The sequence below is a fragment of the Galbibacter sp. BG1 genome (genome assembly GCF_013391805.1).
In the GTDB taxonomy this organism is placed as follows: domain Bacteria; phylum Bacteroidota; class Bacteroidia; order Flavobacteriales; family Flavobacteriaceae; genus Galbibacter.
On record NZ_CP058364.1, the window covers coordinates 1,223,673 to 1,250,106 of the forward strand.

General features: G+C 38.2%; 24 protein-coding genes. 8 read left to right on the top strand and 16 right to left on the bottom strand.

Annotated features, from left to right (window positions below; translation table 11 throughout):
• Window positions 1-9: 9 nt before the first annotated feature.
• Window positions 10-1,779, top strand: a complete 1,770-nt coding sequence (locus tag HX109_RS05345; protein WP_178950165.1) for a MutS-related protein — start codon at window positions 10-12, stop codon at window positions 1,777-1,779.
• Between the two features lie 62 nt (window positions 1,780-1,841).
• On the opposite strand, the gene tyrS is transcribed toward HX109_RS05345, so the two are convergent.
• From tyrS to hemW, 5 genes are all read right to left on the bottom strand, one after another.
• Window positions 1,842-3,155, bottom strand: a complete 1,314-nt coding sequence (tyrS, locus tag HX109_RS05350) for a tyrosine--tRNA ligase (protein WP_178950166.1) — start codon at window positions 3,153-3,155, stop codon at window positions 1,842-1,844.
• Between the two features lie 214 nt (window positions 3,156-3,369).
• On the bottom strand, window positions 3,370-4,017 hold the full coding sequence (locus tag HX109_RS05355; RefSeq protein ID WP_178950167.1) for a DUF4230 domain-containing protein: 648 nt from the start codon (window positions 4,015-4,017) through the stop codon (window positions 3,370-3,372).
• Window positions 4,010-4,366, bottom strand: coding sequence for a DUF4260 domain-containing protein (locus HX109_RS05360; protein ID WP_178950168.1), 357 nt, complete (start codon window positions 4,364-4,366; stop codon window positions 4,010-4,012). Before HX109_RS05360 ends, HX109_RS05355 begins: the two co-directional genes overlap by 8 nt.
• Window positions 4,363-5,115 carry a cyclase family protein gene (locus tag HX109_RS05365; protein ID WP_178950169.1) on the bottom strand — a complete coding sequence of 251 codons (753 nt, stop codon included), beginning with the start codon at window positions 5,113-5,115 and terminating at the stop codon, window positions 4,363-4,365. Before HX109_RS05365 ends, HX109_RS05360 begins: the two co-directional genes overlap by 4 nt.
• A 13-nt stretch (window positions 5,116-5,128) precedes the next feature.
• A complete protein-coding gene (gene hemW, locus HX109_RS05370) occupies window positions 5,129-6,271 on the bottom strand; it encodes a radical SAM family heme chaperone HemW (protein WP_178950170.1) in 1,143 nt (380 codons plus the stop codon).
• A 277-nt stretch (window positions 6,272-6,548) separates the two neighbouring features.
• On the opposite strand from hemW, the gene HX109_RS05375 reads away from it, so the two are divergent.
• The 3 genes from HX109_RS05375 to HX109_RS05385 all read left to right on the top strand — a co-directional run bounded on the left by HX109_RS05375 (window position 6,549) and on the right by HX109_RS05385 (window position 9,597).
• A complete protein-coding gene (locus HX109_RS05375) occupies window positions 6,549-7,424 on the top strand; it encodes a hypothetical protein (RefSeq protein WP_178950171.1) in 876 nt (291 codons plus the stop codon).
• Between the two features lie 28 nt (window positions 7,425-7,452).
• Window positions 7,453-8,343: a hypothetical protein gene (locus tag HX109_RS05380; protein ID WP_178950172.1), complete on the top strand. Its 891-nt coding sequence runs from the start codon at window positions 7,453-7,455 to the stop codon at window positions 8,341-8,343.
• Window positions 8,344-8,412: 69 nt separating this feature from the next.
• Window positions 8,413-9,597, top strand: a complete 1,185-nt coding sequence (locus tag HX109_RS05385) for a gliding motility-associated C-terminal domain-containing protein (protein WP_178950173.1) — start codon at window positions 8,413-8,415, stop codon at window positions 9,595-9,597.
• A 6-nt stretch (window positions 9,598-9,603) separates the two neighbouring features.
• Here HX109_RS05385 and pdeM read toward each other — a convergent pair whose 3' ends face one another.
• The 11 genes from pdeM to HX109_RS05440 form a co-directional block, all read right to left on the bottom strand.
• Window positions 9,604-10,242, bottom strand: coding sequence for a ligase-associated DNA damage response endonuclease PdeM (gene pdeM, locus HX109_RS05390; RefSeq protein ID WP_178950174.1), 639 nt, complete (start codon window positions 10,240-10,242; stop codon window positions 9,604-9,606).
• Window positions 10,243-10,245: 3 nt separating this feature from the next.
• Window positions 10,246-12,552 carry an FdhF/YdeP family oxidoreductase gene (locus HX109_RS05395; RefSeq protein ID WP_178950175.1) on the bottom strand — a complete coding sequence of 769 codons (2,307 nt, stop codon included), beginning with the start codon at window positions 12,550-12,552 and terminating at the stop codon, window positions 10,246-10,248.
• Between the two features lie 125 nt (window positions 12,553-12,677).
• Window positions 12,678-13,184, bottom strand: a complete 507-nt coding sequence (locus tag HX109_RS05400) for a hypothetical protein (protein WP_178950176.1) — start codon at window positions 13,182-13,184, stop codon at window positions 12,678-12,680.
• Between the two features lie 402 nt (window positions 13,185-13,586).
• Window positions 13,587-14,471, bottom strand: a complete 885-nt coding sequence (locus tag HX109_RS05405; protein ID WP_220399488.1) for a HaeIII family restriction endonuclease — start codon at window positions 14,469-14,471, stop codon at window positions 13,587-13,589.
• Between the two features lie 154 nt (window positions 14,472-14,625).
• Window positions 14,626-15,132, bottom strand: a complete 507-nt coding sequence (locus HX109_RS05410) for a hypothetical protein (protein WP_178950177.1) — start codon at window positions 15,130-15,132, stop codon at window positions 14,626-14,628.
• Window positions 15,129-15,362 (bottom strand): hypothetical protein, encoded by a 234-nt coding sequence (locus HX109_RS05415; protein ID WP_178950178.1) that lies wholly within the window; start codon window positions 15,360-15,362, stop codon window positions 15,129-15,131. Before HX109_RS05415 ends, HX109_RS05410 begins: the two co-directional genes overlap by 4 nt.
• On the bottom strand, window positions 15,362-16,153 hold the full coding sequence (locus HX109_RS05420) for a DNA cytosine methyltransferase (protein ID WP_255462778.1): 792 nt from the start codon (window positions 16,151-16,153) through the stop codon (window positions 15,362-15,364). Before HX109_RS05420 ends, HX109_RS05415 begins: the two co-directional genes overlap by 1 nt.
• Window positions 16,150-16,464, bottom strand: coding sequence for a helix-turn-helix domain-containing protein (locus tag HX109_RS05425; RefSeq protein WP_178950179.1), 315 nt, complete (start codon window positions 16,462-16,464; stop codon window positions 16,150-16,152). The genes HX109_RS05420 and HX109_RS05425 overlap by 4 nt, the downstream gene beginning before the upstream one ends.
• A 306-nt stretch (window positions 16,465-16,770) precedes the next feature.
• The gene (locus HX109_RS05430; protein WP_178950180.1) at window positions 16,771-19,287 is read right to left on the bottom strand and encodes a ligase-associated DNA damage response DEXH box helicase; all 2,517 of its coding nucleotides are present in this window, start codon (window positions 19,285-19,287) and stop codon (window positions 16,771-16,773) included.
• 209 nt (window positions 19,288-19,496) lie between these two features.
• On the bottom strand, window positions 19,497-21,083 hold the full coding sequence (locus tag HX109_RS05435; RefSeq protein WP_178950181.1) for an ATP-dependent DNA ligase: 1,587 nt from the start codon (window positions 21,081-21,083) through the stop codon (window positions 19,497-19,499).
• Window positions 21,084-21,266: 183 nt separating this feature from the next.
• Window positions 21,267-22,292: a ligase-associated DNA damage response exonuclease gene (locus tag HX109_RS05440; RefSeq protein ID WP_178954069.1), complete on the bottom strand. Its 1,026-nt coding sequence runs from the start codon at window positions 22,290-22,292 to the stop codon at window positions 21,267-21,269.
• Window positions 22,293-22,737: 445 nt separating this feature from the next.
• Between HX109_RS05440 and HX109_RS05445 the strand changes: the two genes are divergently transcribed.
• From HX109_RS05445 to HX109_RS05460, 4 genes are all read left to right on the top strand, one after another.
• Entirely contained in the window at window positions 22,738-23,298 is a 561-nt protein-coding gene (locus HX109_RS05445; RefSeq protein ID WP_178950182.1) for a 30S ribosomal protein S16, read from the top strand.
• Window positions 23,299-23,307: 9 nt separating this feature from the next.
• The gene (gene rimM / locus HX109_RS05450) at window positions 23,308-23,832 is read left to right on the top strand and encodes a ribosome maturation factor RimM (RefSeq protein WP_178950183.1); all 525 of its coding nucleotides are present in this window, start codon (window positions 23,308-23,310) and stop codon (window positions 23,830-23,832) included.
• A 7-nt stretch (window positions 23,833-23,839) separates the two neighbouring features.
• A complete protein-coding gene (locus HX109_RS05455) occupies window positions 23,840-24,556 on the top strand; it encodes a tRNA1(Val) (adenine(37)-N6)-methyltransferase (protein WP_178950184.1) in 717 nt (238 codons plus the stop codon).
• A 130-nt stretch (window positions 24,557-24,686) separates the two neighbouring features.
• Complete coding sequence (locus HX109_RS05460; RefSeq protein WP_178950185.1) at window positions 24,687-26,423, top strand: GMC family oxidoreductase; 1,737 nt, start codon at window positions 24,687-24,689, stop codon at window positions 26,421-26,423.
• The last annotated feature ends 11 nt before the right edge of the window (window positions 26,424-26,434 follow it).

Sequence of the window (26,434 nt, forward strand, 5' to 3'; positions counted from 1 at the left end):
GTATTCTAAATGAAAAATCCGCAACAATACTATACTGAAAAAATTTCAATTTTTCAGCAAGACTTAACGGCAGTCAAAAAAACACTTACCACACTTAGTGTTTTTAGGCTGCTTGTTTTTTTAGGTCTGGTCGCAATCCTTTATTTTTTCTGGGAAAACACCATAATTTTGGTGCCCAGCATTCTTGTATCCTTTGTTCTATTTATTGGTTTGGTTTCTAAATACAGTGACTTTAAGTACAAGAAAAACAAAATTCTAGAACGGATAAAGATCAACAGAACTGAATTAAAAGTGCTTGAAAAAGATTTTCACTTTCTTGAAGAGGGAAAGTCGTTCTCCAATTATACCCATGATTTTAGTCACGACATTGATCTCTTTGGCAAGGGTAGCTTCTTTCAATACAGCAATAGAACCGCCACTGAAGCCGGTAGAAAACACCTCGCTTCCCTTTACCTTGAAAACAATCCCGCAGATATCTCAAAAAAACAGCAAGCCATTAAGGAGCTTGCAGAAAAAATTGAATGGAGACATGATTTTAGTGCCACTGCAGCACAAGTAAAAACGGAAGTCCCAGCAGAAAACATTGCTAAATGGTTAAAAAGTCACCATCCCATAATAAAAAAGAAATGGACGTGGCTACCTTATGTTTTTTCTATCTGCTCCTTATTAATTTTTACATTGGCATATCTCAATGTAATTTCAAGTTCACTTATTATTTATTGGTTTTTTATCGGTCTCACCGTTTCTGGTATTAAGGTTAAAAAAATTAATCACCTTTCTGAAAACACCTCTAAAACACAAGATACTTTTCAGCAATACCACCAGTTGATCGCTAAAATTGAAAATACAACCTTCAGTAGCGAATTGCTTAAAGAAAAGCAGCAAATTATTTTAGGAAAGAACGAATCTACTTCTCAAATATTAAGAAGGTTTTCAAAGAGGCTCGACGCTTTGGAGCAACGGGGAAATTTATTGATTGCCGTCCCTGGAAATGCCTTTTTTCTTTTGGATAGGTTTAATACGTACCGCATTGAAAAATGGATCGCTGCCCACAAAAATGAAGTGGAGAAATGGTTTACGATAATTGCTTTTTTTGATGCCTATAATTCCCTCGGAAATTTTGCATACAACCATCCTAAATATGCCTTTCCTAAAATAAATAAAGACCGAAATACCATAAAGGCAACAAGGCTGGGCCACCCACTAATTGATGAAAATAAGTTGGTATATAACGATTTTGACATACGAAAGGAACAGTTTTTTGTAATTACAGGAGCCAATATGGCCGGTAAAAGTACTTTTTTACGTACCGTATCCTTACATATTGTTATGGCCAATTGTGGTTTGCCAGTTTGCGCTTCTTCCAGCGAATACAGTCCTATTAAATTGATAACAAGCATGCGTACCGCTGATTCTCTCACCGATGACGCTTCTTATTTTTATGCTGAACTGAAACGGCTTAAACTCATTGTAGATAAAATAAAAACAGACTCTTATTTTGTGGTCCTCGATGAAATACTAAAAGGCACCAATAGTAAGGACAAAGCTATAGGCTCCCGAAAGTTTGTGGAAAAATTATCAGCTTCCAAATCTACGGGCATTATTGCTACCCACGACTTGAGTTTATGCGAAGTTGCCAAAGAAAATAAGGCTGTTAAAAATTACTTTTTTGAAGCTTTTATTAATGGAAAGGAACTTACTTTCGATTATAAGTTTAAAGAAGGTATTTGCGAAAATATGAATGCTTCTTTCTTGCTAAAAAATATGGGAATTGTATAAAAATAAGACACCTGACTGTTTTATAAAACAGTCAGGTGTACAATCTCATCTATTTTAAAAGTTTAAACCGTTCGAATTAAAAAATAGTTTTTCTTACCCCGTTGCAGCAATACAAACTTATTATTTATAAGATCTGTTGTTGTTATTGAATAATCTTCGGTAACTTTTTCGCGATTAACGGAAATGGAATTTTCCTTAAGGGCCCTTCTTGCCTCGCCATTAGATTTTAAAAAACCTGTTTGGGCTGCCAAGGCTCCAATAACATCAAGTCCATTTTCAATATGTGTTCGTTCAACTTCCGCTTGGGGAACTCCTTCAAATACATCTAGAAATGTTTTCTCATTGAGCTGTTTTAAATCTTCAGCAGAACCACCAAATAGAATGTTAGATGCCTTTACCGCATTATCATATTCTTCTTTGGAATGTACGAAAGTGGTTACTTCTTCTGCTAATCTCTTTTGTAACAAGCGCATATGTGGAGCTTCTTTATGCTCTTCAACAAGTGCATCTATGGTTGCTTTATCTAAAAAAGTAAATATTTTAATATACTTCTCGGCATCTTCATCAGAAGTGTTTAACCAAAATTGATAAAACTTATAAGGAGACGTCTTATCGGCATCCAGCCAGACGTTTCCACCTTCCGATTTCCCAAATTTGGAGCCGTCGGCTTTTGTAATAAGCGGACAAGTAAGCGCAAATGCTTTGGCAGGTTCGTTTCCTTCAGCATCTACATTCATACGTCTTACCAATTCTGTCCCTGTGGTAATATTTCCCCACTGGTCGCTACCGCCCATTTGCAACATACAACCGTATTCTCTATGCAAATGGTAAAAGTCGTATCCTTGAATTAATTGGTAGGTAAATTCTGTAAAAGACATTCCCACTCCAGAATCGGCACTTAAGCGTTTCTTTACAGAATCTTTAGACATCATATAATTTACGGTAATACGTTTCCCTACGTCCCTGGCAAATTCAATAAATGAAAAGTCTTTCATCCAATCGTAATTATTTACCAAGATTGGAGCGTTTTTAGTATCTGCATTAAAATCTAGATACTTGGAAAGCACGGCTCTTATCCCTGCTACATTTTTCGCTAAAGTTGCTTCGTCCAACAAATTTCGTTCATCTGATTTTCCTGAAGGATCCCCAATCATTCCGGTAGCCCCTCCTACCAATGCAATGGGCCTATGACCTGCTTTATAGAGGTGAACCAATAGAATTATGGGCACCAAACTACCAATATGCAACGAATCGGAAGTAGGATCAAAACCAATATAGGCTGTAGTCATTTCTTTAGTAAGTTGCTCTTCGGTTCCAGGCATCATGTCGTGCACCATGCCTCTCCAACGTAATTCTTCTACCAAATTTGTGGTCATTGTTTTTGTTTTTTAGACAGCCGCAAAGATAGAATAATTGATTTATACTGGGAAGGCTTTTTGGAGTGAATGAAACTACGGAAAGTGCCCGTTTATATATTTTTGAAAATTGTTATAAAATATCTGCTTATATTTCCCTTCGCCATGTAAAATCCCAAGCCTTTAAAGCTATTAATCCATTTTTATTGAAGGCCAAGCTTTTTTTGCTGAAATGTTATTGTTCCTTTTTAACCATCTTAGGTGTAGGCACTTCCTTTTCTGGTATCAAATTAATTTCCAAAGCCTTGTAATCGAGTTTCCAACCAATTGCCTGCACCATGTTTTCGATCATTAAAACAGCATCCAAAGCTTCTTTTTTAGCAGATTCCAAAAGACCGCTGTCCGGAATTTTTTTTAAAATATGTTCTTTAGCTTCGCTATTTATGGCAGAAAGATCTTCAGAACGAAACCAGTTGAAAAGTCCTTCTTGAATGTCGTAGTATTTTACATCTGGCTCTATGCTCAAGACCTCGGGTTCTGGAAAGGAGGAAAGTATAATTATTTTTGATTCGGGGTCGGCATGCATCTGGATTTTCTTTAAATCGAACCCTACGTTTACTTTTGCATTGATGATAAGTAGGGCCTTCTTTTTACTACTAATGAGTTTTAAAAAGCGCTCCCGTACGTTTTCATATTGATATATTTCAGCAAATTCGCCTTCGACGGTAACCAACTTATATACGTTCCGAATCTTTTCTAAAAGGATAATGGATTGTTTTTCGGTACTTTCTGAAGAGCGTCGTTTCCAAAAAATTGAAACCAACCAATAAGTGCCCAAACCACCAAGTAATAACCCAATAAGTATTTCAACAAGATCATTCATGCTTCCCTATCTTTCCTAAGTGTGTGTTTTTAAAATCATCGCTGTATTTTAACCCGTATCCAAACATTCTATCAAAACTAGCGTGGGCAAATAAAAGGATCCCAATAAACAAAAGTATTTCGCTATTTATAACAGCCCCCATAAAATACAAAATTAAGGTTACTCCCTTATGATGTAATAAATTATATGTGAAAGCTCCAGTTTTTTCAGAAAAAACGTACCCAATCATCCCGAGGTCTGGAGCAAAAAACAATCCCAAAAACCACCACCAACTTAACGATAGTTTGCTAAATAGGAACATCCCTAAAAGCATCATAAAAAACTCCTCAATTTTCAAGCTTGTTTTCAATTGTTTAAAATTTTATACAAAATAGGTTTGCTGGGAGAAGCATCGTTAACAAAAGAAGCAATTTGTAAGTTTAAAATATAGCTGCCATCTAAAATATGACTTGGAACATAAATAAATTCTGTAATGGTGGCATCGGTTCTTTTTTCTTTGTAGAAATCCCAAAACGCTTTATGGGCTAGCAACCCGCCTTCGTCTTTTTCTTTGTCCACAGAGGGTAAATCGATTAAAAGGTGTTTTATTCCACATTCCCTTATAAAGATAGCCGTTTCTTCCAAAAGATAAGGCGGATTGGTATGGGAATATTGTTTGGTGGTTTTATCCAAGGTGTTTGGTAACGTTCTAATTACTAAAGCCCCTACCTCCTTATTACGTAACGCCGATTTTACTTGATTTTTGGTGATTACATAATCATCATTTAATTTTTGTGGGTGTACTGTAATTACTTCCGCAAGAAAGAAAAACTGTTTTAAGCAATCGTTTATACTGTAGAACTTTTCGGTAATATGACCTACACATTCGGTATGCGTTCCATGTGCATGTGGATTAAAACAAATATTATTAAAATTGGTAGATGCCCCCGCTTTTACACTGCCAGTAAAATCTCCGTCTTTAACCGGAGAAATTTCAGGTTGTTGTACATACCAAGCGGTGGGATTGGTAACATCTCCCCTTAAAGCTATGGAAATATCCAAAGGATTGGCAAGGTCAATTTCGAGATTTTTATTTTTATGTTGAATACTGGTTTTCATAACAGCGTATAATTCACTTTAAATTTAACATAAAAAGATCGGATGCGATTCCATCTGCCAAGAATTTCCCCTTTTTGGTGGTTATAAGTATCGTTTCCTTCTCATTGGTTTTTAACGATAAAAGTCCTTCATTTAAATACTTTTCTGCTTGCTGAAGTAAGTATTTCTTATAATTTGATCCATGTTCTCGGGCAACTCTTTCCAGAGAAACCCCCCAAACGGTTCGCAAACCTGTCATTACAGCTTCGTTGTAACGATCTGTTTTACTCAACACCTCTATTTCATTGGGCAAAACATCTTCAGAAATCAATTTTAAATATCTAGAGTTGTTACTTACGTTCCAACTGCGGTTATCTCCATCGAAACTATGTGCAGAAGGGCCGATTCCAAGATATTTTTTCCCCAACCAATAGGCTGTGTTGTTTTTACTAAAAAAACCTTCTTTTCCAAAATTGGAAAGCTCATAATGAATGAAATTGTTGGCGGTTAAAGTATCAACCAAAATATCGAAATGCTCTTGTGCCAGCGCATCGTCTACATCGTCTATAATGCCTTTTTCTATAAAACTTGCCAAAGCGGTTTTTGGCTCTACAGTTAAGGCATAACTAGAGATGTGCGGAACATTAAAAGAAAGTGCTTTTTGGATGTTCTTTTTCCATTTCTCGGGTGTCATATGTTGAACACCATAAATAAGATCGATGGAAATATTATTGAAGTACCGTGTTGCTATTTCAAGGGAATGAATCGCTTCTTTGGCGCTATGTGCCCTGTTCATTAATTTTAAATCATCATCGAAGAAAGACTGAATGCCAATACTCAACCTATTTACCCGAGATTCTGCCAAAGTAATGATTTTTTCTTTGCTAAGGTCGTCTGGGTTTGCTTCTAAGGTAATTTCTGGATCGGGTATGACCTCAAAATGATTGTAAATGGTATCTATTAAAAACTTAATTTCCCCCACGTTAAGCACGCTGGGTGTTCCACCGCCAAAATAAATAGTCTCGATGGCTTCATCTACTTCATCTTTTCTTAAAATCATCTCTTTGGCCAACGCCTGTACTATCTCATTTTTCTTTTTAAAAGAAGTTGAAAAATGAAAGTCACAATAAAAACAAGCTTGTTTGCAAAAAGGGATATGAAGGTATATTCCAGCCATTTTACAAAAGTATCACTTTGATATTACAATATTCATTACTGTTAAATCAATTTTTAATTTAGGGTTTATAGCATTTAATTACTAAATTTATTTCGTTTTGAGTCATTATAGAGAATTCTATAGACATCTATCCCCAAAGTAGCGTAAGCCTACTTACAAATCTACATTGAAAGTTTTTTTGGCACAGCTGGAAAAACTTCTAAGTCGGTATTGACAATAAGTCTTTAACCGCAAAAACCAATTTTTATAAAACAACCCAGCCGAAATACAACTTGTAATGAAGTTGACTATTTTATCTGTACATTTCTACAAAGCATTTAAAAACGAGTGCACTGCATTGCTAATTCTAGTAATTGGTTTACTTACTACCACTGATAGTTTGGCTCAGCGGGTGTATGGAAACACACAACAAACTGCTGCCACTTCATTAGGCTCTGTGAATAATGCAGGTAGGGTTGTAGATGCCAATTACAACAATTTTTCAACCTTAAATGTAACCTTGAGCCTGCTTACTACTGGTATTGCCCAACAAAATGTTCGATTTACAGGAGCACTTAAACCAGCGCCTACATCGCCTTTAATAATACGGTTTGGTAGTGGCTCTTTGTTAGGAATAGGCAATAATACTACTATACAACGTACCAATGGCGGTATTAACAATACTGTTGGAACTGCTTACACTCAACAATCTTTAATCGATTTAATAAACGCCAATTCCTCCAGCGGAGCTACCGAGGTTTCCATCCCTATTCCTGGGGAAAATATCGCCAGTGACGGATTGCGGCTTCGTATAAGCTCTGCTCTTGGCGTAGCATTATCTGCTCGCTTTTACTATGTGTTTTTTATTGCTCCTCCCATATTATCTACTGCCTCCCTTTCGGTTTGCGATGGCAGTGACGGGACGCTTCAAATAACAAACTTTCAATCGGGATACACATACCGTTTATATGATAGCCTTACTGGTGGCAATCTCATAGCTTCAGGAAACACAAGCACCCTAACTTTTTCAGTAGAAAATCTATCCAGTGGCACTTATTATCTCGAAGCTGTTGAGGGAGGAACAGAATTTCTCTCATCACGAACGGCCTTCAACATAACTGTTTACCCCAAACCCGGCAATCCAGAAATAGAAATTAATAACCCAATAAATTAAAAATTATAACCTTTTAAAATTCAATACAATGAAAACGCTACACAAACACTCCATTCAAGTTCTAGTCGCATTTTTAACCTTATTTGTTTTTCAAGTAAATGCACAAACACCTCCCAATCCCACAACCCCTATTTCCACCCCTACCGATTTGGATGTAGGGACCATTAGCAGTGGTGCCACAATGGTTACTGTTGTAGATGGTGCTGTACTTTTTTACAATCCAGCTACAAACGGTCCAAGTATTACCTTGCAAGCAAGTACCGATGATGGTAACGGAAACACTTTCTCTTCGTATGAATGGTATACTGTGGCAGAAGATGATACAGAAACCGTGGTAGCCGGAGAAACAGCCGCTTCTTTAAGCTTAACTTCCTTGGCACCTGGTTACCATAAATACAGGGTGTATGGTTTGGCAGATTTTGGAGGCGGAACTATTACTTGTCAGTCCGACGAATACCAAGACATCATTCTATTTGTGCTATCACCTTTAACGGTGGAAACTACGGCAAACTTAAACGGTAACCCACAAGAATTCTGTACCAACGATTTGCCCGCAACTCCAATTAACCTGTCGGTAAGCGATATTACTGCCGATTACTCTGCCAACACTAATGGATACGCTAACCCAGCTGGAAGTGATTTTGAGGTTACCTATGCTTGGTTTGCTGTAAGCGGAGGCGATACCACCAATCCTATCAATCTAAGCAATACTACCGATAATTATGACGTAACCCTTACCGACCCGGGAACATATACTTTTTATGTTGAAGTGGAATATACCGTAAAAACCGACGACGCATCGAGAGACTATGTTACCTATGTTGGCAATGTGGAAGATGGAACAGGAAATCCGTTTGAAGTTACTATAAATGAAGTTCCTGGCGCACCAACACTTACCATTGGCGCTGTTACCGAATAATTCGAATATTCTAGATTTTAACTTGTAGAAAACAAACAAGCGAGACATACAATGCTATAAATAAATAAGGTGCCTTATTCATTTAACCATACAAAAGCCTTTGGGTATTTGTTACTATTTCTGGTATGCTTTTATGCGAAAAGCTACACCCAAAACAGTAACGAACCCATTGTTTTAACTCCCGGAAGTACGTTGACCATAAATGCTTTTTCCGAAGGAGCCACTGGTTATGTGTGGTTACGAAACAATACTGTGATTGAAAATTATACTGAAAGCAGCTATTTGGTAACCAAAGATGGTTCGTATGCAGCTATTGCCTATAACGACCAGGATTGTACATCAGAAATTTCTGACACCATTCGCGTTCTATTTGTTGAAGATGATGAAGAAGAACCTGATGACCCCATATTTGGAGTGCAATATTTCTGCGGAAGGGCTTCGCCTACCTTAATGGATATAGAAACCTATAACGAAAATATTGTGTGGTTTTCTTCTGAAGATATTACTGAAAGTTTGCCCGCTACAACCGTATTGGAAGAAGGGAGGACCTATTACGGAGTTAATCCTGAAACCAATACGAAGTTCAATGTAGAAGTGTTTTTAGATTATTGTATTGATTTTGCTATTCAGAAGGAAGTAGACCGTGCTCGAGTGTCCAAAGGTGAGCAGGTGACATTCACCATAACCTTAACCAATACTTCTGGTATTGATGGAAAAGACATCATGGTTACCGATAAATTGCCATCGGGTTTTGAATACGTAAACCATACAACCAACATAGGAACTTATAATAGTACCTCTGGTATATGGGAAATTCAAGACTTTAACAATGAGGAAATGGCTGTACTGAAAATTCTGGTAAAGGTAGCCGATATTGGAAGCTACTTGAACACGGCAACCTTAGAATATTCTTCCCCTGAAGATTTTATTACTGAAAATAATGTCGCCGAAGCGGAAGTTTTCCCGAACTGCCTAAACATTTACAATATCCTTACACCAAATAATGATGGCAAAAACGACACATTCACCATAGCGTGTATTGAAGATTACCCTAATAACAAGCTTCAAATATTCAATAGAAATGGAAGTTTGGTTTATTCCAAAAATGGATACCGTAACAGTTGGGATGGTGTTGCAAGTGTTAAAGGGGTTGTTAATAGAGATGGCAAATTGCCTAGTGGCGTATATTATTATGTGTTGGAGTTAGATGAAAACACCAAAGCAATGACAGGCTGGCTATACATCGCATATTAATTGAAATCACCCAGAAACCAAAATAACCTCATCGGGGGTAACGGCAAAAACTTTGTCTTTTTTGGTCGGTTTTAGGCTAAAATTGCCAGTAAAATCGCCAAAAGCAGGTAATATAAGTTGATTTTCGGTTTGGTAAAAGCAGGGCAATTTCAGTTTCTGTCTTCCGGGGCCTTTTAAATGAATTCCCGGATGTACATGTCCGCAAATATTAAAAACGCCTTCTGCTTCTTCAGGATGGTGTGTAAGAAAAAATGAGTTTGATTGCCAGTCTTCCATCAATAAAATATCTAAGTTTTTAAACTTTTCTTCAGCAATAATATCGTGGTTTCCTTTTATTAAAATCAGTTTTGCGGAAACTTCGCTGCACCAATCTTCAAAATATAGCCACTCTTTATTGATTTTACTATGGAAAAGGTCTCCCAAAAAACTGATTGTTTTCGGTTTAAAATATTCAATTAGCTTATCCAGATTAAAATAGTTTTTATGCATTGTTTTTAGCGGAATGGCAATCCCTTCTTTTCTAAAATGCGTGGCTTTGCCTAAGTGCACATCGGCGATGAGCAACATTTCTTTCTCCTGCCAATACGCCCCGCCCAAGGGGTGCAAAACAAAATGATTATTTCTAATTTCGATGGTTTGGGTCATAAACTACACTACCGATTTTTCTACGGTTACTTTAATGGATTTGCTAATGGGCGTATAGCTTTTGTCGGCATAACGATTGTAAGGCACCAACACATTGGTTTCTGGAAAATAGGCCGCCAAATTACCTTTCGGAATTTTATGCGGAACCACTAAAAACTGCAATGCTTCGCGCCGCTTTCCGTCGTAATTACTTATTAGATTTACTTTTTCCAAACGCTCTACTCCAATCTTTTTCATGTCGGAAGGATGCATAAAAACCACCCTTCGCTCATTGTAAACCCCACGATACCTATCATTGAGTCCGTACACAGTGGTGTTGAACTGGTCGTGAGAACGTATGGTCATCAACAAAAATTCGTCTTCTACCAATTCATGCTCGGGAAGCTCGCAATTACTAAACTGTGCTTTTCCTTCTGGCAAGTGGCTAAAATCAAGTTCGCGCACATTGTTTGGCAAGTAAAAGCCACCTTCTTTGCTATTTTCCTCCACTTTCTTAAAAGAAGGGAGCACCTCACTCATTTTATTCCGTATTTCGGAATAATTACTACTTAACCCTAACCAATCTACTGAATGTTTGCCTTTAAAATAAGCGTTGGCAATGCCCCCGATAATCTCTGGTTCACTCTTTAACCAATCGGAAGCCGGTTCGAGAACGCCACGGGTTCTGTGTACTTTCCCCATGCTATTTTCAACGGTAAGAAAACGAAGTTCGCCATCTTTTTTGTCGTGTTCAGACCTTCCCAAAGTGGGTAAGATTAGTGCTTTCTTTCCTGTAATAAGGTGCGAACGATTTAATTTCGTGCTTATCTGTACGGTAAGATTGCAATTTTGAAATGCTTCTGCGGTGTAATAGGTATCTGAAGCTGCCGAAACAAAATTTCCGCCAAGGCCTACAAATACTTTAGCATTCCCTTCATGCATAGCTTCCATGGCGCGAACGGTATCGTAGCCTTCTTCAATCGGCGGTGTGAATTTAAATACTTCCGCTATTCTTTCATTTAAATCTTCATTTACAAAATGCATGATACCCACAGAACGGTCGCCCTGAACATTGCTATGCCCACGAACAGGACAAGTACCGGCGCCGGGCTTGCCCAAACTGCCCTTCAGCAATAATAAATTTACACACTCTTTTATGTTTTCCACCCCATTTTTGTGCTGAGTAAGGCCCATGGCCCAACAAACAATAATTTTTTTATTCTTCGCCAATAGCGCCACAGTTTGGTTAATAACATCTTCGGAAACTCCGCAGCGTGCTAATAATTCTTCTTCTGAAAAAGAAGCTAAATGGGAAAGAAAAGAGGTGTAACCAACAGTAAACTTATCAATAAAAGAATGGTCGAAAACGGAGGGGTCCTTTTCTGCTAAAACAGCTAATTTCTTCATAATTAGCTTTAAAAGCGCCACATCTTCATTGATTTTAATAGGGATATGTACATCGCTAATGGCGGTTCCAGAAGTAAGAACGCCGCCAACGGATTGCGGATTTTTAAACCGAACCAAGCCTGCTTCTTCCAACGGATTTATACTTACAATCTTTCCACCGTTCTGCTTGCATTTTTCCAGTGCCGACAACATTCTTGGGTGATTGGTACCCGGATTCTGACCCAGAATAAGAACAACCTCAGCCTCATAAAAATCTTCCAACTTTACCGAACCTTTGCCTATTCCCAAGGTCTCACCGAGGGCAACGCCACTGGATTCGTGGCACATATTCGAGCAATCCGGCAAATTGTTGGTGCCAAAAGCACGGGCGAACATTCCGTATAAAAAAGCCGCTTCATTGCTAGACCGACCAGAGGTATAAAAAATGGCTCCGTTAGGGTTATTTAATTGATCAAGTTCTTCTGCGATAATTTCAAAAGCCTTTTCCCAAGAGATGGGTTGGTAGTGCGAGCTTCCTTCCGCTAAAAACATGGGTGCTTCAATACGACCGCTTTTACCAATCTCGTAGTCGCTCCAGCGCGATAATTCTTCTACGGAATACTTTTGAAAAAATGCTGCATCTACGCGTTTGGTGGTAGCTTCTTCTGCCAATGCTTTTGCACCATTTTCGCAATACTCTCCCAGTTTAGAACGGTTTTCTGGGTCTGGCCAAGCACAACTTGGGCAATCAAAACCTTCTTTTTGATTCATTTTTGCCAAAGCTTGAAAAGAACGGGCAACCCCCATTTCCTTAAAACTGTGCTCCAAAGCTACTTTAACGCCCAACATCCCCGCCGCATAGCTGGTTGGCGCTTTTAATTCTATCCCCGTGAATTTTATTTCACTTTCTGGGGATACTTTTCTGGAAGTGTGGTTTGTTTTCATTTTTCAGAGATTTTATGGTTCTCATTCATTCTTCTATTTCATTTATATCTTTTCAGAAAACTTTATTATAAGATTGAGGTAAAAACCAAAGGATTTTACCTCAGTTCTTTGTTGTAAAGCTTTATTTATTCTGGTGGTTTTACCATTTCCCAAGTCGGATAGATTATAGAATCCTTTATTTTCGCTAAATTCTTTTCACAAACTATTTTTCCTATATAGTTAAAAAGTTTTAAATCATTTTCATTCCATTCGATTGTGAAATCTACCAAAGAATCAGCTACTTTTCCATTTCTCTTAATTAAAAGAGCAGTCATTCCTCGTGTAGGGTTTATTTCTCTCTCGTTTCTTTTTTTGGGGTTAATATTTCTAATTAATTCATTTAAGTCTTTTAGTTCGTTGTGATTTAATTGTCTAGTGTAATTTCCATACTCATTGCGAATCTTTCCGTTAACAAATATTGAGTCATTCTTTATAAGCAAGTTATCGTAAGAATCTGATTTACAATTTTCATTAAGGAAAAAGGTTTTAAGTAAGACATTTGAAATTCCGATTTCTAAAGAGTTCGTTTTTTTAAAACTCAAAAAAGTGTTTGTAATCAAAACGAATGCTATTAAAATTTTTATTTGTTTCATGATGTTTTACAACTCCTTATATCTACAAAGTTACCATTATCTTTTTATGACTTTGGAGGTAAAAAAATCCTTCGACAAGCTCAGGATGACATTTTACGTTCTAAAAGTATTTTCAAAAAACTTTAATTTGTTCTTTTTAAAACTGCACATTGGTTTGACGATGAGTAATTTTCTGCGTTGGCAATAACTTTCGCTAGTACACACCATACTGAAAATCCATAAGTCCCGAAGCTTCGGGATTGAGAATAAGGCGAGAACAAGCAGTTACTTATAGCCGTTGTGGTATTTTTGCACTTTTTTCCGTTCTGCTTTCAGCGTTTACAAAGACATTCTCTTCTGCAAGTTTTGGCTTGTGAGTCGGCTGGTGCGACTTGCCAATGTGTAGGGCTTTTTGTGTTGGCATTACGCTATAATAATGTGATTCGTAAATAAAGTATGAGGCGCACTCACTAGATTAATGTCAAATTTTAAGGATGGTTCTACTCTCGAACTTGCATTATGGATTCTAAACGAGATTTGCCAACCTTCATTTAATGAAACCAATAAAGTCGTAGTCGAATTTTCTTGGTAAACAATTTCAATTAGTCTTGATGGTAATTTTAATTTCGGTATTCTAGCTTTAGGCTTTATGTTCTCAAATGGTAAGTTCAATGTCCCGCTTAAATTGTAGGCTTGAATTTCTACTTTTTTATTTCCCTTGATTACCTTGTAAAAATCTTCGTTTCCAATAAGATATCGCACGAGATTCTCTGCAACAATACTTGAGTTTTCTTTATCAAGTCTCAAAAGTTCTTTTCTGAAAGCGTCTAAAATTGGAATATAAACGACTTGATGCATATTTTCAATCGAAGTCCATTTTGTTAATTTGTCAGAAGCTTTAAGATTTGCCAACATATCAAAAATTGGTTTTATTTCATCAAAATAGTTTTGTGAGCAAGGAACTCCTAACCATTTCTCTCCAAAGTCAATGTTTAACGATAACCTTGAATGCTTTACAGCTCTATGATTGTTTTTTGCGGAAATTCCAATTTCCCATTTTTGCATAGAACGAATAATGAGAACATCACGAACATCTCCTGTTTGTCCTGCTTGGTCACTTAAGATTTCAAGCACCAAAACATCTTCTTTACTGATGCCATTTGACAATCTTGGCTCAATGTCAATTAAGAAATTTATAGCCGCACTTGCCGTAATTCTAAAAGTATCTTGTTCATTCTCAAAGAAACTATCAAAGCATCCTTTTGCGTTATGATAAGGTTCGTTTTCTGTAATAAAAACGCTGGTAATCTTGTTTAAGCGTCCGTGAAATTCTAAAAGCTAGGCATATTCAAACGCTTTTCCGTTTACTGTTTGAGTGGGGCGCGTCCCTGCGGGTCGGGCTATCCGTTACAAGTATTCGCTCGTTCCTCAGTATGGGCTTTCCACTTCTATCCCTCACGCGTTAGTATCCTACTAATAATATACCTTTCAATGGCAGATGCAATCGACTTGAAATATAAAGAGTTTCCAAAAAAGAATATATTTTCATAAAATCATCAGCTCCTCTGTAATCATTTCTTACAGCAATAATGAGATATTCAACTTCAAACATCATACAAGCTTGAAAAATATCTTTTAAAAATTGATTATTGTCTACAGCTCTTCCTGCTTCAACTTCGATAACTATTTTACCATCTTTACTTAAAGCGTCAGCGTTAAAGCTTTTGTCAATTTGATTGTTATATCCGAAAAGAACAGGAACGTGTATTTTATCATTTTTTGTTTTACCGGTTTCAACATCATACTCTAATTCTTCAAGGTGTGGTCTTAAAACTTCAAGAACATCATTACTATTTAATTTCAAATGTCCCGAACTAATTTCATTCTCAACTTTTTGAAAACATTGAATGACAGCCTTAACATCTGTAGTAATTCCGTGAGAACGTGGAAAAAATTGAAATCTAATCATATTTCGGATAAAATCAGTTCAACAAGTTTGTCATTTTTTAGTAATAAATTCTCATCAGCAGTGAAATAGAAAATTTCCTCATCAATTATTCTTGCATCTTCAGAAACATAAGTTCCATCAACATTCATCAAGCTATCATTCAGTTTTTCGGTGCTAACTTGTCTTTCCCCAAAAGGGAAACTTAATAGTAATGTTGGATATTCTTTTCCTTCAAATTTTATCATTTCCATTATGCTGTTATTTTAAATTTCATTTTTGGTGCTTGTGGATGAATTGGTGCGTGCCTTCCTCCTGCTTGAATTGTAAATGATTGCTCGTCCCAAGTTCTTACACGGTTTCTCGACATAAACATTGAAGAAAATCCGCCAATCATATATTCGTGGTTCGGAATTTTACAGTTTTCTTTATTTGTTTTGTTTCCTTCTTTAGCTGGTACAACACTGTTTTTTAAATCTGAATTAGCTTTTTCAAGCGTAATTTTTTCTTTTTCAGGTTTTGGAAATTGAAACTTAAAATTTAAGTCTTTTCGAATGCCAACAAAAAACACTCTTTTTCTATCCTGCGGTACATCAAAATCAGACGCGTTAAGCATTTGGAATGACAATTCATAACCAACTCCTGCATTCTGAAACATTTCCTTTATATTTTTTAATGCTTCGCTATGTCTCCCCAATAGCATTCCGCTTACATTTTCGGCAAGAAAGAATTTGGGTTGCTTGGCTTCTAATATTCTGATAAAATCAAAAAAGAGTTGTCCTCTTTTATCATTTATTCCACTTAGAGAACCTGCTTCGCTCCAACTTTGACAAGGTGGTCCACCAATTATTCCATCACACTCTGGAACTTCGTCAGCAGGAATATCCACGATACTCCTTTTATCTAAAATTGTGTGTGGATGATTTTTTTCATAAGTCTCCCAAATATCTTTATCATATTCATTAGCCCAAATAACATCAAAACCTGCTTTTTGGAATCCTAAATCAAGTCCACCTGCTCCTGCAAAAAATGATACTATTTTCATATTACTTTTTCTTTTAATATTCTTCTGTATTCTGCTTTTTCCTCTGCAACTTTTAAAAGCTGTTTAGTGCAATTCGTTTCGTAAATCTTTTTCCCGATTTGGTCGGTAACATATTCATTGCGCAATTCTGTGAGGTCGAGTTTGAAGATTTTCGCAAGTTTTGGTAATCGCTTTTCATCAAAATCTCGTTTTCCGTTCTCAATTTTGCTCAAGTTTGCAGAGTCCAAATTCAATTTGGCAGCAAGTTGAGTTAGAGTCAGTTCGTTTTCATTTCTCAAAAGTCGGATGTATTCTCCAAACGTGGTTTTCATAAGACTTGTCATTTTTTGACAAATCTATAATTTTTATTGAGATTATTCGATTCGAGCCTTGGAAAATTTTACTCTTTTGGTTTTTTGCGTTTGGCTTGTGGGTTGGCAAAAACCAAATGTGCCTATTTGCGCGTTGGCCGTTTTTCGCATGAAGCACAACTCCTTATATCTACAAAGTTACCATTATCTTTTTATGACTTTGGAGGCAATAAAATCCTTCGGCGAGCTCAGGATGACATCTCACGGAATTAATATATTTTTAGAAAACTTCATTTGTTTCGTTAGAAGTCAGACTTAAATATAAAACTATTTCTCCAGTTGTAATTTCATTTTACGTATTCGGTCGGCGAGTTTTTCTGAGGACAGTTTTTCCCGCAATCTATCCGTAATTATGGGAAAGGAAAACGGCGTAGGCTTTTCACATTCCCGCCAAACAATCCTTTGGTTTTCTATGCGCTCCAATGCCTGAATGAGCCTTCCTTCCTCCAAAGAATGCTCAAAGGTTTCCCGATAGGATTGGAGGTACAATAAATTCTCGGGTTCGTAATCGCGAAACACATTAAACAGCAATTGCGAACTACTTTGCAGGTGTTTGCTCTTTAAAAGTTTATCAGGAAACCCTTGAAATACGAGTCCGCCCACAACGGCGATATCCCTAAATTTTCTGCGGGCCATTTCCGTGGCATTTAAACTTTTCTCGAGGTCGGCATGCATAAATCGTGGCGTAAACAAATCGTTATCCAATACATTTTGAATATCTATTTTTTGATCGGAAAGCAACTCAAATCCATAATCGTTAAAGGCAATGGAGAATGTTATGGGCTGCAAAAGACTAATGCGGTATGCCAATAAACTTCCCATGGCTTCATGAACAAACCTCCCTTCAAATGGATAAAAAATAGCATGATGTCCCTCTCGGGTTTTAAAAGTTTCAATAAGAAATTCTTTATCGGTAGGAACGATCGATTCTTTAGTTTGCCTTTCAAAAACAGGCGCCAAAGCCTTTAATTCCGAAGAAATAGTTTCCGTATGGTAATTGTATAATTCCTTCCGAAGCAATTCACTCATCTGTGATGAAAAACTCATTCTTCCACCCATCCAACTTGGAACTTTACTGCTTTTCTGCTTGGATTTCTTTACCAACACTTTCATGTTTTTTATACTGAAGAGTTCTAAATTCCGTCCAGCGAAAGTAAAAACGTCGCCGGGCTTTAGTTTGGAAATAAACCATTCTTCAATAGTACCAATGTAGCCTCCTTTTAAATATTTTACTGAAAGTACGGCATCACTCACAATAGTTCCAATAGACAATCGGTGTCGCATGGCGGTGCGCCGACTTTCTACTAAAAACTTTCCTTCCTCATTGACCACTACTTTTTTGTATTCGTCATAATTTTCCAGCGATTCACTTCCCACGGTAATAAAACGAAGCACCCAGTTCCACTCTACTTCTGTCATGCCCTGAAAACAAAAAGTAGTTTTTACTTCCTTAAATATATCATCTGGGAAAAATCCATTGGAAACGGCTAGGGTAGTGAGATACTGAATTAAAACATCGAAAGAAAGTAAATATGGAATACGATCTTCCACTTGCGCTGTTTTTACGGCATTTTTAAGTGCTGAAGCTTCAATAAGTTCGATGGCGTGGGTGGGTAAAAAATAAATAACACTTTCTTCTCCCGGTCTGTGCTTACTTCGTCCTGCCCGTTGCATAAATCTAGCGACTCCTTTGGGGCCACCTATTTGAATGATGGTCTCCACAGGCGCAAAATCGACCCCCAAATCTAAACTCGAGGTACACACCACTGCTTTCAGACTTTCATTACGAATAGCACCCTCTACCCAAAGTCGGGTTTCTTTGCCAATACTACCGTGGTGCATAGCGATTTCCCCAGCAAATTCGGGATGCTTTGCTAAAATGGCTTGAAACCAAAGTTCGCATTGTGCCCGCGTATTGGTGAAAAGCAAAGTGGTTTTACTTTTTTCGATAATTGGAATTGTTTTTTCCAGAAGATGAAGCCCTAAATGACCCCGCCACGGGAACTTTTCCATGGTGTCGGGGAGAATGGAGCGCACTTTAATTTTTTTTTTTAGGTTGGCGCGGAGTAAGATTGAATTTTTTAACGCGGCGGAATTGGGTCCCAACAATACTTCCCGAGCCTGCTCTAAATTCCCAATGGTAGCCGAAATCCCCCAGATTTGTAATGGCGAACAGACGGTTTTTAATCGGGAGAGTGCCAATTCAATTTGCACGCCTCTTTTCGAGCCCAACAATTCGTGCCATTCGTCTACTACCGCTGCATTTAAAGTAGAAAAAGTCTTATCGTAATTTTTAGATGAAAGTAATAAATGAAGGCTTTCTGGAGTGGTAATGAGTAAGTCGGGCATTTTTCGTTTTTGGGCAGCCCGTTCTTTTTGTGGCGTATCGCCCGTTCTAATACCAACGGTAAAAGGCAATTCTATTTCATCGCAGAAACGCTGGGTAGCTTGTTGAATTTCCAACGATAATGCTTTTAAAGGCGTAATCCAAACTGCTTTTACTCCTATGGGATTTTTGGTTTTATAGTCAGGATTTTCCTGAATGTATTTCAAGATAATCCCAATCCACAGTGCATAGGTTTTTCCGCTGCCTGTAGGCGCGTTTAGCAGTCCGTTTTTACCTTCTAAATAGGCTTGCCATGTTTTTTTCTGAAACGGAAAAGGTTTCCAGTTTTGTGATAAAAACCAGTGTTCTGCGATTTTAAACAGTTCTTTTGTGTAATTTTTATTTTTGTCCAAACTGAAGTTGATTTGAAATTTGGTATAAATTTGAATTTCTTTCATTTCTTTTGCTCGCCCAAAAGAAACGAAACAAAGAAAAAGGCGACTTATCCAATGAATTTTTTCGACCATAAAGTCGAAAAACCGTAACCAAAACTCCGCGTCGCTACGTTCCTCCACTCCTGATCTCGGAGCTTTTGATTACTATTCTCCAGATAAGTAATTATGCTTCGCATACTGACCGATTAAATTTTCTGACCATAATCATCCTTTTAAGCCAATAAAGCTTTTAAGTCTTCCAAAGTATTTGCTTCTTCAATTTTTTTGTCTTTACGCCATCGTAAAATACGTGGAAAACGAACGGCAACGCCACTTTTATGCCGTTTGCTTTCTGCAATTCCTTCAAAAGCGATTTCAAAAACCAATTCGGGAACCACTTGTCGAACTGGTCCGAAACGATCGGTAGTGTTTTTCTTTACAAAATTGTCCACTTTTCGAAACTCGGCATCCGTCAATCCGGAGTACGCTTTGGCAAACGTTACCAATTCTTTATCGTCCCAAAGTGCAAAAGTGTAATCCGTAAATAAATTGGTTCGCCTTCCATGGCCACGCATGGCATAAGTGAGAACGGCATCGATAGTGAGCGGATCAACTTTCCATTTCCACCAATCACCTTTTTTTCTTCCCACGAGATACGGCGAATCTTTGCGTTTTAGCATCAATCCTTCGCTTTTAACTTCCCTCGCCTGTTCCCGTTCTGTGGCAGCTTGGTCCCAAGTAGAAAACTGCATGATTTCCGACAAATGGAATGGTAAATTATTCTTTTTCTGACTATTGTAAAAATTGTCCAGCACCTTACGACGTTCTTGAAATGATTTGTTTCTAATATCTTCGCCGTTCCACTCCAGCAAATCGTATGCTTTTAAAATAACCGGCGTTTTTTCCAGTAACTTTTTGGATACGTTTTTTCTCCCGATTCGCGTTTGCAGCTCATTAAAAGTACCAATAAAACCTTCCGTAAAGGCTAAAATCTCGCCATCAATAACGGTTCCGTCAGGGAAATGTGTAACGAATTCTTGAAACTCCGGGTACTTATCGGTTACCAATTCCTCTCCGCGGCTCCACACAAAGAGTTCGTTGTTTCGAACAATTACCTGTGATCGGATGCCATCCCATTTGTGTTCAAAGTACCACTCTTTAATATCGCCTAAATCGCTTGGCTCTCCCTCCAAAGCGTACGCCAAATAAAAAGGATATGGTTTGCTAAGATAATCTTCTTCATTTTCCTCTAAAATCAATTTTTGAAAAGTAATTGTTTGCGGCGTCCAATTACCCATTAATTTATACGCCAGCACGTCTTCATCAATTTCCGTGGCTTTGGCAAGCGCCCGTGTCATGAGTTTCTGACTGATACCAATTCGAAAACTTCCAGTAAGGATTTTATTAAAAACAAAACGCTCATAATAATCCAATTCCCGCCATTTTTGCTGAAGGTATTTTTTCTTATCTACCTCATCCCAATCTTTCAACTGAATAACTTCAGCAATAATTTCATGTAATTTCTTTTCATTATTTGATTGAGCCGTCGGAATGACCAACGCAATTGTTTCCGCCAGATCTCCAACAATATGATACGATTCTTCAAACAACCAAAGTGGGATACTGGCTTCTTCCGAAGCCCACTCGCGCAACAACGTAGTATTTACGGGACGCTTGGGTCTTCGGTGCGACAGCAAAGCAATAGCCCACAACTTATCTTTTGGCTCCGCAATTTTGAAGAAATCAGCCAAAGCATCCACCTTGATATTGGTTTTATTGGTGGTGTCCAATTTTTTTATGAGAGTAGCAAATTCTTTCACATATTTCTGTTTTATTAATCTCACTTCTTAGTTCCCTGTCGCCTCGAGCGCCCGCCTACCTGAGTATTTCGGGCAGGCAGTCGAGAGGTCGTTTGGTTTATGTATTGTAGATAAGGTCTCGACTGCGCTCGACCTGACATTTTCAATCTAAATTAAAACCTGTCCATGCCAATACTATTTAGACTAATTTTGGGTGGCAGGTTCACTTTCGGCTTTCTCTTCTAAATTTTCACCTTCGTATTGTGTTTGTTCGGTACGGGCATCGTAGCCCAAGGTTTGCAGATAACGTGAAAAGATATCGGTGTATCCGTGGGTCGCAATTACTTTTTCACATTCCGTTTCTTTAATCGCTTTAAGTAATCCTTCCCAATCGGCGTGGTCCGAAAGTACAAACCCTCTATCAATAGCTCTTCGTCTTCTCGCTCCTCTAAAAGCCATCCATCCGCTTGCCGTGGCCGTCACAAAAGGGGTAAATCTTCTCAACCAAACGCTTCCGTGCGCACTTGGAGGTGCCACAATAATATTTCCCTGAATTTCTTTTTTATCGGTTTCCCTTGTGATTAATTCTGTAGGTGGTAAATTGAGTTGCGGCCGTAAAACTTCTGTCATATTCTCCACAGCTCCGTGGGTATATATCTTTCCAATGGAAGTATCCAAGTGTTTTATCACACGTTGGGCTTTTCCAAGGGAATAGGCAAAAATCACAGAGGTTTTGTTTTCTTTTTTATTCTGAAGCCACCATTCATTAATATCTGAAAAAACTTCTTCCTGAGGACGCCAATTAAAGGCTGGAAGTCCGAAAGTGCATTCTGTAATGAAGCTGTGACATTTAATAGGTTCAAAAGGGGTAGATATACCGTCATCGGCTAGTTTATAATCCCCCGTAAACACCCAAACTTCCCCTTTATGCTCCACCCGAATTTGAGAAGATCCTGGAATATGACCAGCAGGATGAAAACTAAATTTCACGTTGTTAACCACAAAAGACTCCCCGTAGTTTCGTCCGGAGACATTTATATCACCTAATCGATGTTTGATAATGGGAATGTTGTTGTGAAAGGTAATGTAATTTTTATGCCCCCAACGGGAGTGATCGGCATGACCATGGGTTATCAAAGCATTGTCAATAGGTCGCCAAGGGTCTAGGTAAACATTCGCTTGCGAACATAAGATCCCTTTGTCCGTAAATTCCAATAGAGGTTTTTTCAATTTCATAGCCTAGGGAAATTACAAAATTGTGCGCGTATCCACAATACCACAAATGGTAATGTTCTTATAAAATTAAGAAAAGGTAGAGATAGAATAAGCCCGAAGTTCTTCGGGCTTATAAATCTAAAATGCTACTTGCATTAAATTAAATATATGCAGTTGGGGGGATGGGATTTATTTCCCATCAAATATCTTAAAAGCTTCGAGTAATTTACGTTTGAGGTGGGTACTAAGAGATTAACGCACTATTTTTATAATTATTTTACTTTAATAAAAGATTAACATACAGATTCTTATATAAAAAATAGTTCAACTTATTTAGTAGAATTTAAGAAATAGCGTATATTTGCACCCGCCTAAGCAGAATTTAGGTGTGCTTTAGCCTTTAAGGCAAGCAATTTTAGAATTAATAACAGGGGTCGGGAACCCCACTAATTAATGGATTATGCCAGTTAAAATTAGATTACAGAGACACGGTAAAAAAGGAAAACCTTTTTACTGGGTAGTAGCGGCAGATGCTCGCGCAAAAAGAGATGGTAAATTTCTTGAGAAATTAGGAACTTACAATCCAAACACGAATCCAGCTCAAATCGACTTAGATGTAGATGGTTCTGTTAAATGGCTTCAGAATGGTGCACAGCCTACTGATACTGCTAAAAGAATCTTATCTTACAAAGGAGTTATGTTGAAACACCACTTATTGGGAGGTGTTGCTAAAGGTGCTTTAACCGAAGAAGAAGCTCAAAAGAAGTTTGAAGCTTGGGTTGAAGAAAAGGCAGGTAAAGTAGATGCTAAGAAAAGTGATTTAGAAAAAGCTAAAGAAGAAGCTAAAGCTAAAGCATTGGAAGCAGAAAAAGAAATCAACGAGAAGCGTATGGCTGCTGCTGCAGAAGCCGAAGCTCCCGCTGAGGAAGAAGTAGCAGAAGAAGCTGCTCCTGAGGCAGAAGCACAAGCTGAAGAGCCTGCTGCAGAAACTCAAGAAGAAGAAAAAAAGGCAGACGCTTAATATAATTTTATGAGAAAAGAAGATTGCTTCTATCTCGGTAAAATTGTAAAAAAGTACGGCTTTAAGGGTGAGGTACTGGCAAAACTAGATACCGATGAACCTGAACTTTACGAAAATTTGGAATCAGTATTTATTGCCCATGGCAATAATCTGGTTCCTTTTTTTATAGAGAAATCTTCGCTCCATAAATCGCAGCTCCTACGAATGCGTTTGGAAGATGTGGATAACGAAGCCGAAGCCGATTCAATTTTAAAGAGCGAACTTTATTTACCCTTATCGTTTTTACCAGAACTCTCCGGAAATCAATTTTACTTCCATGAAATTATTGGGTTCACCATGGTAGATGTAAATTATGGAAACGTGGGCACCATTGTTTCCGTAAACGATAATACCGCACAGGCCTTATTTGAAGTGGAAAATGGAGATAAGCAAATTTTGATCCCGATGAACGATGAGTTTATCAATAAAGTGGATCGCGACAAAAAGCAGATCGTTGTTACCACTCCCGAAGGGCTCATAGATCTTTATTTATAACCCGCTAATGTCTAGCAAACCTTTTCAGTTTAAAGAATTTACCGTACAGCAAGATCGCTGTGCCATGAAGATTGGCACCGACGGCGTTTTACTGGGGGCTTGGACAGAATTAAATAAAAACCCTAATTCCATTTTAGACATTGGAGCTGGAACAGGCGTCATTGCGCTGATGTTGGCACAAAGAAGCGCCGCAGAGCTTGTGGATGCCATAGAGATAGACAACGATGCTTATGAACAGTGCGTCGAAAACTTCGAGGCGTCTCCGTGGGGAGACCGCCTTTTCTGCTATCATGCCGGTTTCGATGAGTTTGTAGCGGAGATTGAAGACACCTACGATCTAATTGTATCCAACCCTCCTTTTTATAGCGAAAAAGTATCCTCTGGAAACGAACAAAGGGATATCGCGCGGGCTAATTTTTCCCTTCCTTTTGAGGAATTGTTGGAAGGCGTAGCCAAACTTCTCAACAAAAACGGAATCTTCAGCATTATTATTCCATTTAAGGAAGAAGAAACATTTCTTCAAATGGCCGAACGGGAAAATCTCTTTCCTTCACGCATCAGCCATGTAAAGGGAAGTCCAACTTCCGAAGTAAAAAGAAGTCTTATCGAACTCACTTTTCAGCAAAAAGAAACACTTACCTCCTCTCTAATTATCGAAAAAGAGCGGCACGAATACACCGAAGAATACATAGCGCTTACCAAAGATTTTTATTTAAAAATGTAAGCCAAATATGCGGTAATACATTATGCTGTTTTTGTTATTGTTTCTGAAAAAATAAAAAGAAGAAAACAATAATTAGTATCTTGTTGGTTTGTTTGATAATTTTTCTCAACCATAAACTAAAAGACACTAAATGCCCTTTCAAATAAAAGAAACCCCAAAAGAATACGATATTTTAATTGTTGGCTCGGGAGCGGGTGGCGGAATGGCTACCAAAATACTTTCGGAAGCCGGTTTTAAAATCGCTTTATTGGAAGCGGGTCCCGATTTTGATCCTGCAAACCCAGAAACCCAAACACAATTTAAATGGCCTTACGAATCGCCCAGAAGAAATGCGGGAACCACCCGGCCTTTTGGTGACTTCGATATGGCTTATGGTGGGTGGGAACTGGAAGGCGAACCATACACGCATAAAAACGGTACTAAATTCGATTGGTTTCGATCTAGAATGCTGGGAGGAAGAACCAACCACTGGGGAAGGATTTCCCTGCGTTTTGGACCATTGGATTTTAAACGAAAGGATTTTGATGGTAAAGGTGATAATTGGCCTATAGATTACGATGATGTGAAGCCGTATTACGACAAAGTCGATAAATTGGTAGGGGTTTTTGGTACCAGGGAAAACATCCCTAACGAACCAGATGGTTATTTTCTACCACCGCCGAAACCTCGATTGCACGAACTTTTTTTAAAGAAAGCTGGCAAAAAAATGGGGCTTCCGGTAATTCCCTCAAGACTGTCCATCCTTACCAAACGGGTAGATAACCGAAGAGGTGCTTGCTTCTATTGTAATCAATGCCCCAGATCGTGTAGCATTTATGGGGATTTTTCTTCGTCTTCCGTACTTGTAAAACCAGCTTTGGAATATGACAACGTAGACCTTTATGTTAATGCAATGGTTCGCGAGGTTTTAACTAACGACAGCGGCAAGGCAACAGGCGTTTCATACATCAACAAAATAGACAATCAAGAATATACGGTAAAAGCCAAAGTGGTGATTTTGGCCGCGAGTGCCTGCAGTTCAGCAAGAATATTATTGAACTCAAAATCTGATCGATTCCCAAATGGCGTTGCCAATTCCAGTGGAATTGTAGGGAAATATCTCCACGATTCTACCGGGGCTAACCGCGCTGCCATTATTCCAGAACTTATGGACCGAAAACGGTATAATGAAGATGGGGTTGGAGGTATGCACATGTACGTTCCTTGGTGGCTTAACGATAGTAAAAACCTTAACTTCTCGCGCGGCTACCATATTGAATTTTGGGGCGGAATGGGAATGCCTTCTTACGGTGCCGGTATGGGAATACAAAACCTCAACGGTGCTGTAAACGATGGCAAACCGAAAAAGGCCGGTGGTTATGGTGTCGATTTTAAAAAGGATGTTTACAAGTATTACGGTTCTATTGTAGCCATGGCCGGCCGTGGGGAAAGCATTCCGCAAAAAGATAATTATTGCGAAATAGACCCAAATACGGTGGATAAATATGGGATTCCTGTACTACGTTTTAATTATAATTGGACGAGCGACGAGATTACCCAAGCGAAACACATGCAGGATACTTTTGAAGAACTTATTTACAACATGGGAGGAAAGCCACTTGGCGATAAACCTGGGGAGGAAGAAGATTACGGCTTATTGGCACCCGGAAAAATAATTCATGAAGTTGGTACCACAAGAATGGGGAATGACCCCAAAACCTCGGTGGTTAATAAATACAATCAAGCACACGATGTTTCCAATCTATTTATAATGGATGGTGGTGCTTTTGTTTCCCAAGCAGATAAAAATCCGACTTGGACAATTTTGGCCTTGGCCTGGAGAGCTTCAGAATATCTTACACAGGAAATGAAAAAAATGAACATTTAAAAAATTGACAT

Bases quoted from the DNA above. Each gene is read 5' to 3' on its own strand.
- pdeM (WP_178950174.1), bottom strand. From the start codon at position 10,242: ATGACCCAAACCATCGAAATTAGAAATAATCATTTTGTTTTGCACCCC.
- HX109_RS05345 (WP_178950165.1), top strand. From the start codon at position 10: ATGAAAAATCCGCAACAATACTATACTGAAAAAATTTCAATTTTTCAG.
- HX109_RS05455 (WP_178950184.1), top strand. From the start codon at position 23,840: ATGTCTAGCAAACCTTTTCAGTTTAAAGAATTTACCGTACAGCAAGAT.
- rimM (WP_178950183.1), top strand. From the start codon at position 23,308: ATGAGAAAAGAAGATTGCTTCTATCTCGGTAAAATTGTAAAAAAGTAC.
- HX109_RS05420 (WP_255462778.1), bottom strand. From the start codon at position 16,153: ATGAAAATAGTATCATTTTTTGCAGGAGCAGGTGGACTTGATTTAGGA.
- HX109_RS05445 (WP_178950182.1), top strand. From the start codon at position 22,738: ATGCCAGTTAAAATTAGATTACAGAGACACGGTAAAAAAGGAAAACCT.
- HX109_RS05355 (WP_178950167.1), bottom strand. From the start codon at position 4,017: ATGAATGATCTTGTTGAAATACTTATTGGGTTATTACTTGGTGGTTTG.
- HX109_RS05415 (WP_178950178.1), bottom strand. From the start codon at position 15,362: ATGGAAATGATAAAATTTGAAGGAAAAGAATATCCAACATTACTATTA.
- HX109_RS05395 (WP_178950175.1), bottom strand. From the start codon at position 12,552: ATGAAAACAAACCACACTTCCAGAAAAGTATCCCCAGAAAGTGAAATA.
- HX109_RS05460 (WP_178950185.1), top strand. From the start codon at position 24,687: ATGCCCTTTCAAATAAAAGAAACCCCAAAAGAATACGATATTTTAATT.
- HX109_RS05425 (WP_178950179.1), bottom strand. From the start codon at position 16,464: ATGAAAACCACGTTTGGAGAATACATCCGACTTTTGAGAAATGAAAAC.
- HX109_RS05375 (WP_178950171.1), top strand. From the start codon at position 6,549: ATGAAGTTGACTATTTTATCTGTACATTTCTACAAAGCATTTAAAAAC.
- HX109_RS05365 (WP_178950169.1), bottom strand. From the start codon at position 5,115: ATGAAAACCAGTATTCAACATAAAAATAAAAATCTCGAAATTGACCTT.
- hemW (WP_178950170.1), bottom strand. From the start codon at position 6,271: ATGGCTGGAATATACCTTCATATCCCTTTTTGCAAACAAGCTTGTTTT.
- HX109_RS05430 (WP_178950180.1), bottom strand. From the start codon at position 19,287: ATGAAAGAAATTCAAATTTATACCAAATTTCAAATCAACTTCAGTTTG.
- HX109_RS05400 (WP_178950176.1), bottom strand. From the start codon at position 13,184: ATGAAACAAATAAAAATTTTAATAGCATTCGTTTTGATTACAAACACT.
- tyrS (WP_178950166.1), bottom strand. From the start codon at position 3,155: ATGACCACAAATTTGGTAGAAGAATTACGTTGGAGAGGCATGGTGCAC.
- HX109_RS05380 (WP_178950172.1), top strand. From the start codon at position 7,453: ATGAAAACGCTACACAAACACTCCATTCAAGTTCTAGTCGCATTTTTA.
- HX109_RS05410 (WP_178950177.1), bottom strand. From the start codon at position 15,132: ATGATTAGATTTCAATTTTTTCCACGTTCTCACGGAATTACTACAGAT.